This is a genomic window from Streptomyces desertarenae (assembly GCF_042681365.1).
Taxonomy (GTDB): domain Bacteria; phylum Actinomycetota; class Actinomycetes; order Streptomycetales; family Streptomycetaceae; genus Streptomyces; species Streptomyces desertarenae.
In genome coordinates this window covers 174,797-190,652 of the sequence record NZ_JBHUFU010000001.1, presented here as the reverse complement: position 1 = coordinate 190,652, position 15,856 = coordinate 174,797, and the positions used below count along the sequence as shown (strand labels likewise).

At 73.6% G+C, this 15,856-nt stretch carries 12 protein-coding genes; 10 read left to right on the top strand and 2 right to left on the bottom strand.

Annotation, left to right across the window (positions count from 1 at the left end):
* The first annotated feature begins 63 nt into the window (after positions 1 to 63).
* The 3 genes from ACFSJS_RS00770 to nirD are packed head-to-tail and all read left to right on the top strand — an operon-like array spanning position 64 to position 4,396.
* Positions 64 to 1,407: an NAD(P)/FAD-dependent oxidoreductase gene (locus ACFSJS_RS00770; RefSeq protein WP_380895526.1), complete on the top strand. Its 1,344-nt coding sequence runs from the start codon at positions 64 to 66 to the stop codon at positions 1,405 to 1,407.
* A gap of 2 nt (positions 1,408 to 1,409) precedes the next feature.
* The gene (nirB, locus tag ACFSJS_RS00765; protein WP_380895523.1) at positions 1,410 to 4,007 is read left to right on the top strand and encodes a nitrite reductase large subunit NirB; all 2,598 of its coding nucleotides are present in this window, start codon (positions 1,410 to 1,412) and stop codon (positions 4,005 to 4,007) included.
* Positions 4,004 to 4,396, top strand: coding sequence for a nitrite reductase small subunit NirD (gene nirD, locus ACFSJS_RS00760; protein ID WP_380895520.1), 393 nt, complete (start codon positions 4,004 to 4,006; stop codon positions 4,394 to 4,396). Before nirB ends, nirD begins: the two co-directional genes overlap by 4 nt.
* 158 nt (positions 4,397 to 4,554) lie before the next feature.
* On the opposite strand, the gene ACFSJS_RS00755 is transcribed toward nirD, so the two are convergent.
* Positions 4,555 to 5,877 carry an endo-1,4-beta-xylanase gene (locus ACFSJS_RS00755; protein WP_380895518.1) on the bottom strand — a complete coding sequence of 441 codons (1,323 nt, stop codon included), beginning with the start codon at positions 5,875 to 5,877 and terminating at the stop codon, positions 4,555 to 4,557.
* A gap of 226 nt (positions 5,878 to 6,103) precedes the next feature.
* Here ACFSJS_RS00755 and ACFSJS_RS00750 point away from each other — a divergent pair, with 226 nt between their 5' ends.
* The 7 genes from ACFSJS_RS00750 to ACFSJS_RS00720 all read left to right on the top strand — a co-directional run bounded on the left by ACFSJS_RS00750 (position 6,104) and on the right by ACFSJS_RS00720 (position 15,220).
* Positions 6,104 to 7,186 (top strand): LacI family DNA-binding transcriptional regulator, encoded by a 1,083-nt coding sequence (locus ACFSJS_RS00750; protein ID WP_380895516.1) that lies wholly within the window; start codon positions 6,104 to 6,106, stop codon positions 7,184 to 7,186.
* Between the two features lie 247 nt (positions 7,187 to 7,433).
* The gene (locus ACFSJS_RS00745; RefSeq protein WP_380895513.1) at positions 7,434 to 8,777 is read left to right on the top strand and encodes an ABC transporter substrate-binding protein; all 1,344 of its coding nucleotides are present in this window, start codon (positions 7,434 to 7,436) and stop codon (positions 8,775 to 8,777) included.
* On the top strand, positions 8,774 to 9,679 hold the full coding sequence (locus tag ACFSJS_RS00740; protein ID WP_380895511.1) for a carbohydrate ABC transporter permease: 906 nt from the start codon (positions 8,774 to 8,776) through the stop codon (positions 9,677 to 9,679). Before ACFSJS_RS00745 ends, ACFSJS_RS00740 begins: the two co-directional genes overlap by 4 nt.
* Positions 9,676 to 10,599, top strand: coding sequence for a carbohydrate ABC transporter permease (locus ACFSJS_RS00735; protein WP_380895509.1), 924 nt, complete (start codon positions 9,676 to 9,678; stop codon positions 10,597 to 10,599). The genes ACFSJS_RS00740 and ACFSJS_RS00735 overlap by 4 nt, the downstream gene beginning before the upstream one ends.
* A 59-nt stretch (positions 10,600 to 10,658) precedes the next feature.
* On the top strand, positions 10,659 to 12,917 hold the full coding sequence (locus tag ACFSJS_RS00730; RefSeq protein WP_380895508.1) for a beta-xylosidase/alpha-l-arabinosidase: 2,259 nt from the start codon (positions 10,659 to 10,661) through the stop codon (positions 12,915 to 12,917).
* 200 nt (positions 12,918 to 13,117) lie between these two features.
* Entirely contained in the window at positions 13,118 to 13,915 is a 798-nt protein-coding gene (locus tag ACFSJS_RS00725; protein WP_380895506.1) for an alpha/beta fold hydrolase, read from the top strand.
* A 147-nt stretch (positions 13,916 to 14,062) separates the two neighbouring features.
* Positions 14,063 to 15,220, top strand: a complete 1,158-nt coding sequence (locus tag ACFSJS_RS00720; protein WP_380895503.1) for an alkaline phosphatase PhoX — start codon at positions 14,063 to 14,065, stop codon at positions 15,218 to 15,220.
* Between the two features lie 84 nt (positions 15,221 to 15,304).
* Here the strand turns inward: ACFSJS_RS00720 and ACFSJS_RS00715 are convergent, their stop codons facing one another.
* Complete coding sequence (locus ACFSJS_RS00715; RefSeq protein ID WP_380895500.1) at positions 15,305 to 15,796, bottom strand: hypothetical protein; 492 nt, start codon at positions 15,794 to 15,796, stop codon at positions 15,305 to 15,307.
* Between the last annotated feature and the right edge of the window lie 60 nt (positions 15,797 to 15,856).

Genomic DNA, 15,856 nt, shown 5'->3' with positions numbered 1-15,856 from the left:
AGCGTTGCCCGCGGGAAACAGCGGGGATGCGGCCGGGAAACAGCGGCCGCGCACGCTGCCTGCATGACCTCGACGAAGCGTGTGGTGGTGATCGGCGGCGGGATGGCCGCGGCCCGGCTCGCCGGGCAGCTGTCCGCCGCCGGCTCCGCCGTGGAGCTGACGGTCGTCGGCGAGGAGCCGCACGCGCCGTACAACCGCGTGCTGCTGGCCGAGGTGCTGGCCGGACGGTACGGGCCGGAGGTCGTCGCCCTCCCGGTGCCGTCCGCCGTCCGCTGGCTGCGCGGGGTGCGGGCGGTCCGCCTGGACCGGGCCGAGCGCCTGGTGCGGTGCGACGACGGCTCCTCGGTGCCGTACGACACGCTGGTGCTGGCCACCGGGTCCAACCCGGTGCTGCCGCCGCTGCGCGGGCTGTTCCCCGAAGCCGGCGGCCCGCCCGGCCCCGCCCGCGGCGGCCGCGGACTGCCCCGGGGCGTGCACCCCTTCCGCACCCTGTCCGACTGCCGGGCCCTGGCGCAGGAGGCACGCCCCGGAGCGCGGGCCGTCGTCGTCGGCGGCGGGCTGCTCGGGGTCTCCGCCGCCCGCGCGTTGGCCGGACGCGGCGTCCGCACCGTCCTGGCCCACCAGGGCGAGCACCTCATGGAGCGCCAGCTCGACCCCCGCGCCTCGGAGCTGCTCCGCGACCACCTCGCGGCGCTGGGGGTGGAGGTCCACACCGAGTGCCGGGTCCGCGGCCTGCGGACCCGGCGCGCCGGCGGGGACGGCGGGGACGGCAGGGCCGCCGGCGTCGAGCTGGCCGACGGCTACCTGCTGGAGGCCGAGCTGGTGGTGCTCGCCTGCGGGGTGCGGCCGCGCACCGGGCTCGCGCGGGCGGCCGGCCTGGAGGTGCGGCGCGGGATCGTCGTCGACGACGCGCTGCGCACCTCCGACCCGGCCGTCCACGCCGTCGGCGACTGCGCCGAGCACGGCGGGGTGGTCTACGGGCTGGCGGGCGCCGCCCAGGACCAGGCCGACGCGCTGGCCCGCGTGCTGCTGGCGGAGCCCGGCGGACCGGTGGACCGCCCACCGCGGACCGCGGGGGGCACCGCCCGGGGCGCCCCCGCCCCGTACACCGGCACCCGGGCGCTGACCCGGCTCACCCTCTCCCCCCTCCCCCCGGGGCGGGGGCGCGCCCTGGACCTCGCCGCGTTCGGCGAGACCGTCCCCGGCCCGGGCGACGACGTCGTCCACCTCGCCGACGCCACGCGCAGCGTCTACCGCAAGGTCGTCGTCCGCGGCGACCGGCTCGTCGGCGGGATCCTCCTCGGCGACCTCGACGGCGTCGGCACCCTGGCCCGCACCTGGGAGGGCGACGAGCCGCTCCCCTCCGCCCCGCTGCTCCACCTGATCGCCAACGATGGAGGCCTGTAGAGATGCCCCGGACGCCACGCCCCACGATCGTGCTCGTCGGACACGGGATGGTCGGACAGCGGTTCCTGGAGGAGCTCGCGAGCCGGGAGGTGACCGGGCGGGCCCGGGTGGTCGTGCTGTGCGAGGAACCCCGGCCCGCCTACGACCGGGTCCACCTGACCTCGTACTTCTCCGGCACCTCGCCCGAGGAGCTGTCCCTGGTCGAGGACGGCTTCCTGGAGCGGCACGGCATCGAGCTCCACGTGGGCGACCCGGCGGTCGCCGTCGACCGCGAGGCGCGCACCGTGACCTCGCGCGCCGGCCGGGAGATCGGTTACGACACGCTGGTGCTGGCCACCGGCTCCCACCCGTTCGTGCCGCCCGTGCCGGGCCGGGACAGCACCGGCTGCTTCGTCTACCGGACCGTGGAGGACCTGCTCGCCATCGAGGAGTACGCCGGGAGCAGCGGGGTCGGCACGGTCGTCGGCGGCGGGCTGCTGGGCCTGGAGGCGGCCGGCGCGCTGAAGGGGCTGGGGCTGGAGACCCACGTCGTGGAGTTCAACCCGCGCCTGATGTCCCTCCAGGTCGACGAGGGCGGCGGCGCCGCGCTGCGCCGCACCGTCGAGGGGATGGGCCTGGTCGTCCACACCGGGGTGGGCGGGCAGGAGATCGTCGCCGGCGAGGACGGGGCCGTCACCGCGATGAGGCTGTCGGACGGTTCGGTGATCCGGACCGACCTGGTGGTCTTCTCGGCGGGCGTGCGCCCCCGCGACGGACTCGCCCGCGACTGCGGCCTGGAGGTCGGCGAGCGCGGCGGGATCGTCGTCGACGAGCGCTGCCGCACCTCCGATCCGGCCGTGTACGCCATCGGCGAGTGCGCGCGGGCCGCGGACGGCACGGTGTACGGCCTGGTGGCGCCCGGCTACGAGATGGCGCAGGTGGCGGCCGAGGCCGTCGCCGGGGGGACGGGACGGTCCTTCACCGGGGCCGACACCTCCACCCGGCTCAAGCTGCTGGGCGTGGACGTCGCCTCCTTCGGCGACGCGCACGGGACGGCCGAGGGCTGCCTGGACGTCGTCTACTCCGACTCGCGCGCCGGGGTGTACCGGAAGCTGGTGGTCGCCCCCGACGGCACCCTGCTGGGCGGTGTGCTGGTCGGCGACGCCGAGGCGTACGGCACGCTCCGCCCGCTGACCGGCAGCGTCCCCCCGGTGGCGCCCGAGCGGCTGGTGCTGCCCGCCGGTGCGGGGGCCCCGGCGGCGCTGGGCCCGTCCGCGCTGCCCGACGAGGCGGTGGTGTGCAGCTGCCACAACGTCGCCAAGGGCGCCATCCGCGCGGCCGTCACCGACCACCGGTGCACCACGGTGCCGGAGGTGAAGAAGTGCACCAAGGCCGGCACCGGCTGCGGGAGCTGCGTGAGGGTGCTCACCGCGCTGGTCGACGACGAACTGGAGGCGAGCGGCGTCACCGTCGACAAGGGCCTGTGCGGCTGCTTCGCCTACACCCGCAGCGAGTTGTACGAGATCGTCCGCACCCTGCGGCTGACCTCGTTCGCCGAGCTGCTGGACGGCCACGGACGCGAGGAGGCGCGGGGCGGGGAGGGGTGCGAGGTCTGCAAGCCGACCGTCGCCTCGGTCATCGCCTCGCTCGCCCCGACGCTGGGCGCCAGCGGCTACGTCCTGGACGGGGAGCAGGCCGCCCTGCAGGACACCAACGACCACTTCCTGGCCAACATGCAGCGCAACGGCTCGTACTCGGTCGTGCCGCGCATCCCCGGCGGCGAGATCACGCCCGAGAAACTGATCGTGATCGGCGAGGTGGCCCGGGACTTCGGCCTCTACACCAAGATCACCGGCGGGCAGCGGATCGACCTGTTCGGCGCCCGCGTGGACCAGCTCCCGGCGATCTGGGCGCGGCTGGTGGCGGCCGGCTTCGAGTCGGGCCACGCCTACGGCAAGGCGCTGCGCACGGTGAAGTCGTGCGTGGGGCAAACCTGGTGCCGCTACGGGGTGCAGGACTCGGTGCGCATGGCCATCGACCTGGAGCTGCGCTACCGGGGCCTGCGCGCGCCGCACAAGCTGAAGTCGGGGGTCTCCGGCTGCCAGCGCGAGTGCGCGGAGGCCCAGGCCAAGGACTTCGGCGTGATCGCCACCGCCGGCGGCTGGAACCTGTACGTGGGCGGCAACGGCGGCGCGACCCCGCGCCACGCCGACCTGCTGGCCCAGGACCTGTCCGACGCGGAGCTGATCCGGCTGATCGACCGCTTCCTGATGTTCTACATCCGCACCGCCGACCGGCTGGAGCGCACCGCGGCCTGGCTGGACCGGATCGAGGGGGGACTGGACCACGTGCGGGACGTCGTCGTCCACGACTCGCTGGGCCTGTGCGGGGAGTTGGAGGCCATGATGGCCGAGCACGTGGCGAACTACCGCGACGAGTGGGCCGAGACGCTGGACGACCCCGAGCGGCTGCGGCGCTTCGTGTCCTTCGTCAACGCCCCGGACGCCCCCGATCCGTCGGTGCGCTTCGTCGCTGAGCGCGAGCAGGTCAAGCCCGACCTGACCCTCCTGTCCGGCCCCGACATCCCCGTCCGCACACTCGAAGGGACCACCGCACGATGACCGTCACCGCCTCCGAGGAGACCCCGGCCGCCGCCGTGGCCGCCGGCACCGCCGGTACCGCCGACGTGCGGGTGGAGGTGCGCACCGACGGCGGCTGGGCCGCGGTGTGCGGCCTGTCCGACCTGACCCCGGGACGGGGGGTGGCGGCGCTGCTCCCCGACGGCCGGCAGATCGCCCTCTTCCGGGACCGGGCGGGCCGGACGTACGCCGTCGGCAACCGCGACCCGTTCACCGGCGCCTACGTCCTCGCGCGCGGGCTGACGGGAACGGCGGGCGGCCGGGCGTTCGTGGCGTCGCCGCTGCTCAAGCAGCGCTTCGACCTGGCCACCGGGGAGTGCCTGGACGACGAGCGGGTCCGCGTCCCGGCCTACGAGGTCCGCACCCGCTGACGGGGCGCGGCCCGGCGCGCCGGGCACGGCGCACGGCCGGGGGCCGCGCGGGGCGGACCCCGGCCGCGGCCCGTGTGGGGCGGGCCGCGACCGGGTCCGGACCCGCCCGGTGCGCCGCCCGCCCTGCCCTGACAGCCGGCGCCCCGGACGGGGGTCTGTCACCCGGCGGCGCACTCCCGGCCGCCGAGGCTGACGCGGGTGCCGTCCTGGGCTGCGCCCCCGCTGGTCTGGAAGCCGAAGGAGATCGTTCCGCCGGCCGGGACCGTGCCGTTGTAGGCGGCGTTGGTGACGGTGACGGTGCCGCCGCTCTGCGAGAAGCTGCCGTTCCAGCCGTTGGCCAGGCTCACTCCGGCCGGCAGGCCGAACCGGACGTTCCAGCCGTTCAGGGCCTGCCCGGTGCGGATGGTCACGGAGACGACCGACCCGGTGGCCCAGCGGTTGGAGACGGTGAAGACGGCCGAGCAGTCACCGGTGGGCGGGTCGGGGTCGCCCGGGTCGCCCGGATCGCCGCCGCCCGCCGCGACGAAGGCGTCGCGCAGCGCGTCGTACGCCGGCTTGGGCCGGTAGTTCTCGTCCCAGGGGCAGGCCGCGCCCTGGCCCTCGAAGACGTCGGGCACCCAGGAGTCGCGGTCGCTGACGCCCCAGACGGTGATGCCGGAGCAGCGGGAGACCGCCAGGCAGGCGTCGGCCACCGCGCGGTAGTCGCGCGCCTGCTGCTGGAGCTTGGAGCTGTCGGCCGGCATCTGCATCCGGATGTCCAGCTCGGTGACCGCGACCTCCAGGCCCAGGTCGGCGAAGCGCTGGAGGTTCTGCCGGATGGCCGGGCCGTTCACCTGGCCGACGATGAGGTGGTTCTGGAAGCCGACCCCGTCGATGGGCACGCCCTGCGCCAGCAGGTCGCCGACCAGCCGGTACAGGCCGTCGCTCTTGGCGTTGTCGAGCTCGGTGTTGTAGTCGTTGATGAAGAGCTTGGCGTTCGGGTCCGCGGCGCGGGCGGCCCGGAAGGCGTCCGCGATGTAGGACGAGCCGAGCTGCTGGTAGAACTTGCTCTGCCGGAACGAGCCGTCCTCGTTGAACGCCTCGTTGACCACGTCCCAGCGCTGGACCCTGCCCTTGTAGCGGGCGACCTGGGTGGTGACGTGGTCGGTCATGATGGTGCGCAGCTCGGCGGCGGAGAACGAGCCGTTCTGCAGCCAGCCCGGCATCTGGCTGTGCCAGACCAGGGTGTGCCCGTAGACGAGCTGGTCGTTCTGCTGGGCGAACTGGACCAGGCGGTCGCCCCCGGCCCAGTTGAACTGGCCGCGCTGGGGCTCGACCGCCTCCCACTTCATCGCGTTCTCGGCGGTGACGCTGTCGAACTCGGTGCCGACGATGCCGCTGTAGGTGCCGTTGCTCAGCAGGCCGTCGTTGACCGCCGTGCCGATGAAGCGGCCGGTGGGCTCGGCGACCTCGCGCAGCGAGGGCTCGGCCGCCTGTCCCACGGCGGCCGTGCCGAAGGTCAGCGTCGCGATCGCGGCGGAGGCGGCTACGGCCGCCCTGGCTAAACGACGTACGGTTCTTTCACGGTGTGACCTCATGCTGGGGTGTCCCTCTCTCGACTCCCCGGAACACTTTCCGGAAGACTGTTGGAAGGTTTCGAGGGTGCGCCGGGAACGGTAGAGCCGATGGGAACGCCCGTCAACGGTGTGCGTGTGTGGAGGAGAGGGCATGGGAGACGGCATGGCGGACGCCGCGGTCACGGCGACAGGCGGCAGGGTCGCCGAACAGCGGGGGGCGTCCAGAGTGGAGCAGAAGGTGACCATCACGGCGATCGCCCAGGAGGCGGGGGTCTCGGTGCCCACCGTCTCGCGGGTGGTCAACGGCCGCTCCGACGTCGCCCCGGCGACCCGGGCCAGGGTCGAGGAGCTGCTGCGGCAGTACGGCTACCGCCGCCGCACCGCGTCCTCCGGCGACCGCCCCGCCCTGATCGACCTGGTCTTCAACGACCTCGACAGCCCCTGGGCCGTGGAGATCATCCGCGGCGTGGAGGAGACCACGCACGAGGTCGGCTTCGGCACGGTGGTCTCGGCGATCCACGACCGCGCGGGCTCGGCCCGGCAGTGGATGCGCAACCTGCGCGCCCGCGCCTCGGGCGGGGTGATCCTGGTGACGTCCGTCCTGGAGCCGGTCCTCCACGAGGAGCTGCACCGCCTCGGCGTCCCGCTGGTCGTGGTGGACCCCTCCGGCTCGCCCGCCCTGGACGCCCCGACGGTCGGCGCCACCAACTGGGCCGGCGGGATGTCCGCCACCGAGCACCTGCTGGAGCTGGGGCACCGCCGGATCGGGTTCATCGCCGGACCGCCCAGGCTGCTGTGCAGCCGGGCCCGCCTGGACGGCTACCGGGCCGCCCTGGAGGCCGCGGGGGTGCCCGTGGACGAGCGGCTGATGGTGCCCGGGGACTTCTACCACGAGTCCGGCTTCACCGGCTGCAACCGGCTGATGGACCTGGACGAGCCGCCGACCGCCCTGTTCGCCGCCAGCGACCAGATGGCGCTGGGCGCGATCGAGGCGCTGCGGCGGCGCGGGATGCGGGTCCCGGAGGACGTGAGCATCGTCGGCTTCGACGACCTTCCGGAGGTGCGCTGGTCGGCACCGCCGCTGACCACGGTCCGCCAGCCGCTGGTGGAGATGGGCAAGGTCGCGGCGCGCACGGTGCTGCGCCAGGCGCGCGGCGAGGAGATCGACTCCCCGCGCGTGGAGCTCGCCACCGAGCTGGTGGTGCGCGCCAGCACCGCCCCCCTGGCCGGCTGAGCCGGGGCGGCCCGGCGGGCGCTCCCGCGGACGGTCCGGAGCCGCCCGGGCAGGGAGACCGCACCCCCGGCCGGGTCCCGCACGGACCCCGCCCGGAGGCGGACTGAACAACTCCATATAACGGGCGCATCACGCTGTCGGCCCACGGGATCCCTTTTTTGTCAGACCTGTTGACACGGCCGAAACGCATACGTACTTTCCCACCACCACTACCGATAATTTTCGGAGTCCTTCCGGAAGGTATGCGATGCGAACAGCAGTGCAGGGCTCGGCCAGAGGTGGCCGCAAGGGATTCGGGCGGCGCCGCGCCGCCACGCTGACGGCGACCGCGCTGGCCGCCTCGCTGGTGCTCACCGCCTGCGGCAGCGGCGGTCCCGGTGAGACGTCGGCGGACGCCGCCCTGGAGGTCTGGGTCTACCAGGACGCCTCGGTCACGGTGCAGAAGGCGGCCGTCGAGCGCTTCAACAAGACGTCGGACATCAAGGTCGAGCTCGTCGAGGTGCCCGGGCAGAACTACCAGGACAAGATGCGCAGCTCCATGGGCACCCCCAACGCCCCCGACGTCTTCTTCAACTGGGGCGGCGGCAGCATCGCCAACTTCGTCGAGAAGGACATGCTGGTCGACCTGACGCCCGAGCTGAAGAAGGACCCCGCGTTCAAGGACTCCTTCATCCCGGCGATCCTCGCCGAGGGCGCGATCGACGGCAAGAACTACGGCGTCCCGATGCGCGGCATGCAGCCGGTGATGCTCTTCTACAACAAGAAGGTCTTCAAGGAGGCCGGCGACCTCCAGCCCCCGAAGACCTGGGACGACGTGCTGAAGCTCGTCGACGCCTTCAAGAAGGAGGGCGTCACCCCCTTCGCGCTCGCCGGCACCACCCCCTGGACCGAGCTGATGTGGGTGGAATACCTGCTGGACCGCATCGGCGGCGCCGAGGTCTTCGACCGCATCCGCGGCGGCGACTCCTCCGCCTGGGGCGACCCCGCCGTCCTGAAGACCGCCCAGACCATCCAGGACCTGGTGGACCGGGGCGCGTTCGGCGACAAGTACCAGTCGGTCGACTACGACTCCGGTGCCGCCTCCACCCTCCTGGCCAAGGACAAGGCCGCCATGTTCCTGATGGGCAGCTGGGAGTACTCCACCCAGCAGTCCAACAACCCGGACTTCGCCAAGTCCGACCTGGGCTGGACCACCTTCCCGGCGATGCCCGACGGCAAGGGCGACCCCCGGAACGTGGTGGGCAACCCCGCCAACTACTGGTCGGTCAACTCCCAGCTGAAGGGCGAGCGGCTCGACGCGGCCATCGAGTTCCTCAAGACCACCGCCGAGGACGCCTACGTCAAGGACATGGTGAAGAACGGCGAGGTGCCCGCCACCACCGACGCCGAGAAGCAGCTCGCCAGCCACCCGGCCCCGGACTTCGCCCTCTCCACCTACGACCTGGCCCTCGACGCCCCGGCCTACACCCTCTCCTGGGACCAGGCGCTCCCCGCCCAGCAGGCCTCGCCGATGCTGACCAACATCCAGAAGCTGTTCAACAAGCAGCTCAGCCCCGAAGAGTTCGTCGACGCAATGAAGGCTCTCAAGTGAAGCAAGTTGCGACCACGTCGTCGCGTGTGGGCCGCCCGGGCATCGCCTGGGCGGTCCCCGGCGTGTTGTTCTTCACCCTGTTCGCCGTCGGCCCCATGCTGCTGGTCGTCTACCTCTCCTTCACCACCTGGGACGGGCTGGGCAGCTTCCCCTCGGTGAGCGGCACCGGGAACTGGGAACGGCTGTGGAACGACCCCACGATGCGGCAGGCCGTGAAGCTGAGCATCGTCCTGACCGCCGCCAGCTGGATCATCCAGACCCCCATCGCCCTGCTGCTGGGAGTGTGGTCCGCGGGCCGCCAGAAGAACCGGGCCGTCCTCAGCGCGATCTTCTTCCTGCCGCTGCTGGCCTCCTCCGTGGCGCTGGCCCTGCTGTGGAAGTCGCTGCTGGACCCCCACTTCGGCCTGATCGCCGAGATCGGCCCGTGGATCGGCCTGGAGGACGGCAACGTGCTCGGCAGCGGGCAGAGCGCCATGGCGGCGATCGCCTTCGTGGCCTCCTGGCAGTTCATCCCGTTCCACACCCTGCTCTACCAGGGCGGCGCCCGGCAGATCCCCAAGTCCTTCTACGAGGCGGCCTCGCTCGACGGGGCCGGGACCGTCCGGCAGTTCTTCACCATCACCCTGCCGCAGCTGCGCAACACCGTCATCACCTCCTCGGTGCTGATGGTCGTCGGCGCGCTGACCTTCTTCGACACCGTCCTCATCCTGACCGAGGGCGGACCGGGAACGGACACCACGATCGTGCCCTACCTGATGTACGAGACCGGCTTCCAGGCGTACGACATGGGCTACGCGAGCGCCATCGCCACCACCCTCGTGATCGTCGCCACCGCCATCTCCCTGCTGATGGTCCGGATCTCCGGCTTCACCGCCATGCGCAGCACCCGGGAGGGGATGTGACGACCGCCACCAGGCCGGACCACCGGCCCTCCCGGACCGCCCCGCCGAGCCCGCAGCCCCCGCAGCCCCGCAACGACCGGGGCCTGCGCGGCAGGCTCCGCGCCGTCCGCAGGTGGAACCTCCCCGCGGGCGTCGCCTCCCTCCTCTGGCTGGTCGTCGTCGGCCTGCCGCTGTACGTGCTGGTCCTCGCCACCCTGCGGAGCAACGAGGCCTACTACGACAAGGGCGCGCTCTCCCTGCCCGGCGACCTGACGCTGGACAACTACCGCAAGGTGCTGGAAGGCGACTTCTTCACCTACCTGTTCAACACCCTGATCGTCACGGCCGCCACCGCGGTGATCGTCATCGTGCTCTCGGTGGGCGTCGGCTACACCGTCGTGCGCACCCTCAGCGACACCTCCCGGCGGATCTTCCAGTTCTTCCTGCTGGGTCTGGCCATCCCCGCCCAGGCGGTGATCCTCCCCGTCTACCTGCTGATCACCGAGATGCAGCTGTACGACAGCCTGCTGGCGATCATCCTGCCGATCTCGGCGTTCTGCCTGCCCGTGTGCGTGCTGATCCTGGCCGGCACCATGCGGGACATCGAGGAGGAGATGTACGAGTCGATGGCCCTGGAGGGGGCGAGCCAGACCCGCATCCTCCTCCAGCTCGTGGTGCCGCTCTCCCGGGGCGGGATCGCCACGGTCGGCGTCTACGCGGCGCTCCAGGCCTGGAACAACTTCCTCTTCCCGCTGATCCTGACCCAGTCGCGGGAGACCAAGGTCCTCACCCTCGGCCTCTACGACTACGTGGGCCAGTTCCGGGTGGACATCCCCGCGCTGCTCGCCGCGGTCGTGCTGTCGATCGTGCCGATCTTCGTCGTCTACCTCTTCGCGCGCCGTCAGCTCATCAACGGCCTCATGGGTGCCGGCGGGCGCTGAACCGCGCCGAGGGCGCGCGGGAACGCGCCGGACCACGCTGACGCCGAACAAGGAGCCTCATGCATCACCACCCCTGGCAGGACACCTCCCGCTCCGCGGAGGAGCGCGCTGCCGATCTGCTGTCCCGGATGACGCTGGAGGAGAAGCTGGCGCAGCTCTCCAGCATCTGGCCCGGGTCCGAGGCCGAGGGCGAGGACGTCGCTCCGTTCCAGCACGAGGTCTCCGAGGCCGTCGACCTGGACGGCCTGCTGCCCCACGGCCTGGGCCAGCTCACCCGCCCCTTCGGCACGGCCCCCGTGGACCCGGCCGAGGGGGCCCGGGCCCTGGCCGGCTTCCAGTCCCGGGTCGCCGCCGCGAACCGGTTCGGCATCCCGGCCCTGGCCCACGAGGAGTGCCTGACCGGGTTCACCGCCTGGCAGGCCACCGTCTTCCCCACCCCGCTGGCCTGGGGCGCCACCTTCGACCCCGCGCTGGTGCGGAGGATGTCCGCGGCCATCGGCGCCTCGATGCGCTCGGTCGGCATCCACCAGGGCCTCTCCCCCGTCCTGGACGTGGTGCGCGACCCGCGCTGGGGCCGCACCGAGGAGTCCATCGGCGAGGACCCCTACCTGGTGGCGACCGTGGCCACCGCCTACGTGGCGGGCCTGGAGTCGGCCGGGATCGTGGCCACGCTCAAGCACTTCGCCGGCTACTCCGCCTCCCGCGGCGGCCGCAACCACGCGCCCGTCTCCATCGGCCCGCGCGAGCTGGCCGACGTGATCCTGCCGCCGTTCGAGATGGCGCTGCGCGAGGGCGGCGCCCGCTCGGTCATGCACGCCTACAACGACCTCGACGGCGTGCCGGCCGCGGCCAGCCCCGACCTGCTGACCGGTCTGCTGCGCGAGGAGTGGGGCTTCACCGGCACCGTCGTCGCCGACTACTTCGGCATCTCCTTCCTGGAGCGCAACCACCGCGTCGCCGACTCCCCGGCCCGCGCCGGCGCCCTGGCCCTGGAGGCGGGCGTCGACGTGGAGCTGCCCAGCGTGCGCTGCTACGGCGAGCCCCTGCTGAAGGCCGTGCGCTCCGGCGAGGTCCCCGAGGAGCTGGTGGACCGGGCCGTGCTGCGGGTCCTGCGGCAGAAGTGCGAGCTGGGCCTGCTGGACCCGGACTGGGCGCCCGCCGCCCCCGAGGGGGAGGTCGACCTGGACCCGCCCGCCATGCGGGAGCTGGCCCGGCGCGTGGCCGAGGAGTCGGTCGTCCTGCTGGACAACCGCCGCGGCGTGCTGCCCCTGGACCCCGCGGCCCGCATCGCCGTGGTCGGCCCCTACGCCGACGAGTGCTCCGCCATGCTCGGCTGCTACACCTTCCCCCGGCACGTGGGCGTGGAGCACCCCGAGCTGCCCCTGGGCGTGGAGATCCCCACGCTCCTGGACTCGCTCGGCGCCGAGCTGCCCGGGGCGGACCTGACCGCCTCCCCCGAGGACGCCGACGTCGTCGTCGCCGTCCTCGGCGACCGCTCCGGACTCTTCGGCCGCGGCACCTCCGGCGAGGGCTGCGACGCCGAGGACCTCACCCTCCCCGACGGCCAGGACGCGTTCCTGGACGAGCTGCTGGAGCGCACCGACAGGCCCGTGGTGCTGGTGCTGCTCACCGGGCGCCCCTACGCGCTGGGCCGCTGGGACGGCCGGCTCGCCGCCGTGGTGCAGGCGTTCTTCCCCGGCGAGGAGGGCGGTCCGGCCGTCGCCGGGGTGCTCACCGGGCGGGTCAACCCCTCCGGCCGGCTCCCGGTCAGCGTGCCGCGCGGCAACGGCGGCCAGCCCTGGACGTACCTGGCGCCGCCGCTGGGCCTCAAGGGCGCGGCCAGCAACATCGACCCGACGCCGCTGTACCCCTTCGGGCACGGCCTGTCCTACACCACCTTCGCGTGGGAGGGGGCCGGCGCCGACACCGACGCCCTCCCCACCGACGGCGGCACCGGGGTGCGCCTGACCGTGCGCAACACCGGGGAGCGGGCGGGCACCGAGGTCGTCCAGCTCTACCTGCACGACCCCGTGGCCCGCACCGTCCAGCCGGTCAGCCGGCTGGTGGGCTACGCCCGGGTGGCGCTGGAGCCGGGGCAGGCGGCGGAGGTCGTCTTCGACTTCCACGCCGACCTGGCCTCCTACACCGAGCGGCCCGGCCGGCGGATCGTCGAGCCCGGCGCCCTGGAACTGCGCCTGGCGGCCTCCAGCGCCGACGTCCGCCACACCGTGCCGCTGACCCTGACCGGGGCGGAGCGCACCGTCGGGCACGACCGCCGGATGACCTGCGGAGTCGAGGTGCGCGTCCTGCAGCCCTGATCCGGCACCGGCCGTGCGGCGCCCGCCCGCGTCCCGCGGCGGGCGCCGCGCCGTCCCCCGCCCCGGTGCCCGTCCGGCCCGCGCCGCGCCGGGCGAAGGTGACCGATCGCGCCGTCGCCGCGGGAGGCGGGCGGGCGCCGGGGCGGGGAGGATCCGCACGGGCACGGGACGGCCGGCGGGAGCGTGCCACAGTGGGTGCCATGTGCGAGACGATCCGGGTGCGCGTCGGCGGCCGCACCCTGTCCTGCCTGGACTTCGGCGGTGACGGCGTCCCCGTCCTCGCCCTCCACGGCACCTTCGGCCGCGGTTCGGTCTTCGCCCGGGCGGCCCGCGACCTCGCCGGCCGGGCCCGGATCGTGGCGCCCGACCAGCGCGGTCACGGGCTCAGCGACCGGGCGGCCGACTACGGACGCGACGGTTTCGTCGAGGACGCCGCCCACCTGCTGCGCGAGCTGGGCCTGGCCCCCGCCGTCGTCCTCGGGCACTCCCTGGGCGGCATCACCGCCTACCAGCTGGCCGCCCGCCACCCGGAGCTGGTGCGCGCGCTCGTCATCGAGGACGTGGGGCCGGTGATGCGCGAGCCCGAGATCGCCCGGCCGGTCCTGGACGTGCGGGGTTGGCCGGCCACCGGCCGCACCCGGGAGGAACTCGCCCGCCGCATCGAGGAGGCCGGCGTCCCCGACAGCGCCTACTTCCTGCACAGCGCGGTCCGGGACGGCGGCCACTGGCGGCTGCTGTTCGACTGGGACGACATGATGGCCGTCCAGGAGGGCGGCACCGGCGACTGGTGGGCCGACTGGCTGGGCTCCACCTGCCCCGCCCTGGTGCTGCGCGGCGGCGGGAGCACCCTGCTGCCCGCATGGCTGGCGCGGGAGATGACCGGGCGCCGCCCCCGCACCCGGCTGGTCACCTTCCCGTCGGCCGGGCACTGGATCCACGACGACGCCCCGGAGGAGTTCGCCCGCGCCGTCGCCGGCTTCCTCGACGCGGGGGAGTGACCGGCGGTGGGCGGTGTTGGGGCAACGGGCCGCTGGGGGCGGCCGTTTGTTCATGCCCCGTCAAAGGAGCGTCCCTAGCCTTCCCCCTCGTTCGACTCCGCGGCCGCCCGGCCGCGGAGCCAGACGACCCGGGGAGCGATCATGGCCATGGAACGTCGTACCTTCCTTCGCGGAGCCGTACTCACCGGCTCGGTCGCCGCCTTCGGCGGCTCCCTGTGGCGGGGCGCCGCGCACGCCTCGCCCGCCCAGCCCGGCCCCAGCCCCTACGGGAGCCTGCTGCCGGCCGACGCCAACGGGGTCAGACTGCCCCGGGGCTTCACCAGCCGGGTGATCGCCCGCTCCGGGCAGAGGGTCCCCGGCACCTCCTACACCTGGCACAGCGCTCCCGACGGCGGCGCCTGCTACGCCGACGGCAGCGGCTGGATCTACGTCTCCAACTCCGAGATCACCCCCGGCGGCGGCGCGGGCGCGGTCCGCTTCGACTCCTCGGGGAGGATCACCGACGCCTACCGCGTGCTGTCGAACACCCGTCAGAACTGCGCGGGCGGCAAGACCCCGTGGAACACCTGGCTCTCCTGCGAGGAGGTGGACCGCGGCTACGTCTACGAGACCGACCCGTGGGGCCTGAACGCCGCCGTCCGCCGCGACGCCATGGGCCGCTTCAAGCACGAGGCCGCGGCCGCCGACCCGGTCCGCAAGGTGATCTACCTGACCGAGGACGTCTCCGACGGCTGCCTCTACCGCTTCCGCCCCCACACCTGGGGCGTGCTGTCCTCGGGCACCCTGGAGGTGCTGACGGGCGGCTCGGGCACCTCCGGCTCCATCGGCTGGGCGCGCGTCCCCGACCCGTCCGCCTCCTCCACCGCCACCCGCCACCAGGTCTCGGCCGCCAAGCACTTCAACGGCGGCGAGGGCTGCCACTACGCCGACGGCAGCTGCTGGTTCACCACCAAGGGCGACGGCCGGGTCTGGCGGCTCGACGCCGCGCACGACACCATCGAGCTCGCCTACGACGACTCCCTGGTCTCCGGCAGCGCCCCGCTGACCGGCGTGGACAACGTCACCGGCTCGGCCTCCGGCGACCTGTTCGTCGCCGAGGACGGCGGCACCATGGACATCTGCGTGATCACTCCGGAGGGCGTGGTCGCGCCCTTCCTCCAGGTCACCGGCCAGTCGTCCTCGGAGATCACCGGCCCGGCCTTCTCCCCGGACGGCAGCCGGCTGTACTTCTCCAGCCAGCGCGGCACCAGCGGCAGCAGCTCGGGCGGCATCACCTACGAGGTGACCGGCCCGTTCCGCTCCTGACCGCTCCGCTCCCGGCCGCCCCCCTTCCGGCGGCCCCTCCCGCACGGGTCCCGGAACCCGCCCCGGGGCCCGTGCCGGGAGGTGTCAGCGGTAGTCGTCGGGGTGGTCCTGCATCCAGGTGTTGATCCTGTCGCGGGTGCCGAAGAGCCGGTCCTGGTGCTCCTTGAGGTTCTCGTAGGACCGGTCCTCGCCCATCTGCTCGCGCAGGTCCGCGATCCAGGCGATCGGCTCCGGGAAGTGTCCGGGGCCCTTGGGGTCGGCCTTCATCGCCCGGTCCAGGCGGTCGAGTTCGTCGGCGATGCGGCCCAGGAGGTACTCGCAGTTGCCAGGGGTGCCGCACGAGTCGTCCAGGGTCGCCTGGAGCCCGGCGAAGGCGTCGCGGACCTTCTCCGGCCCCGGCGCCCGCGGACCGGTGGGCGTGCCGGCCTCCGGCGCCGCGCTCGCCGCGGAGCCGGAGGCCCTTCCGCCTGCGGCCTCGTCGCTTCCGGCCCCGTCCTTCCCGCCGGAGCAGGACACCAGGAGCAACGCCAGGGGGACGGCGAGTACGGCCGTCGTACGAGTGCGGCGGATTCGCACGTGAGGACTCCAGTCGATCGGTGGGGTCGTTCGGCGACCCCGGGTGCGCACCGGACCAGG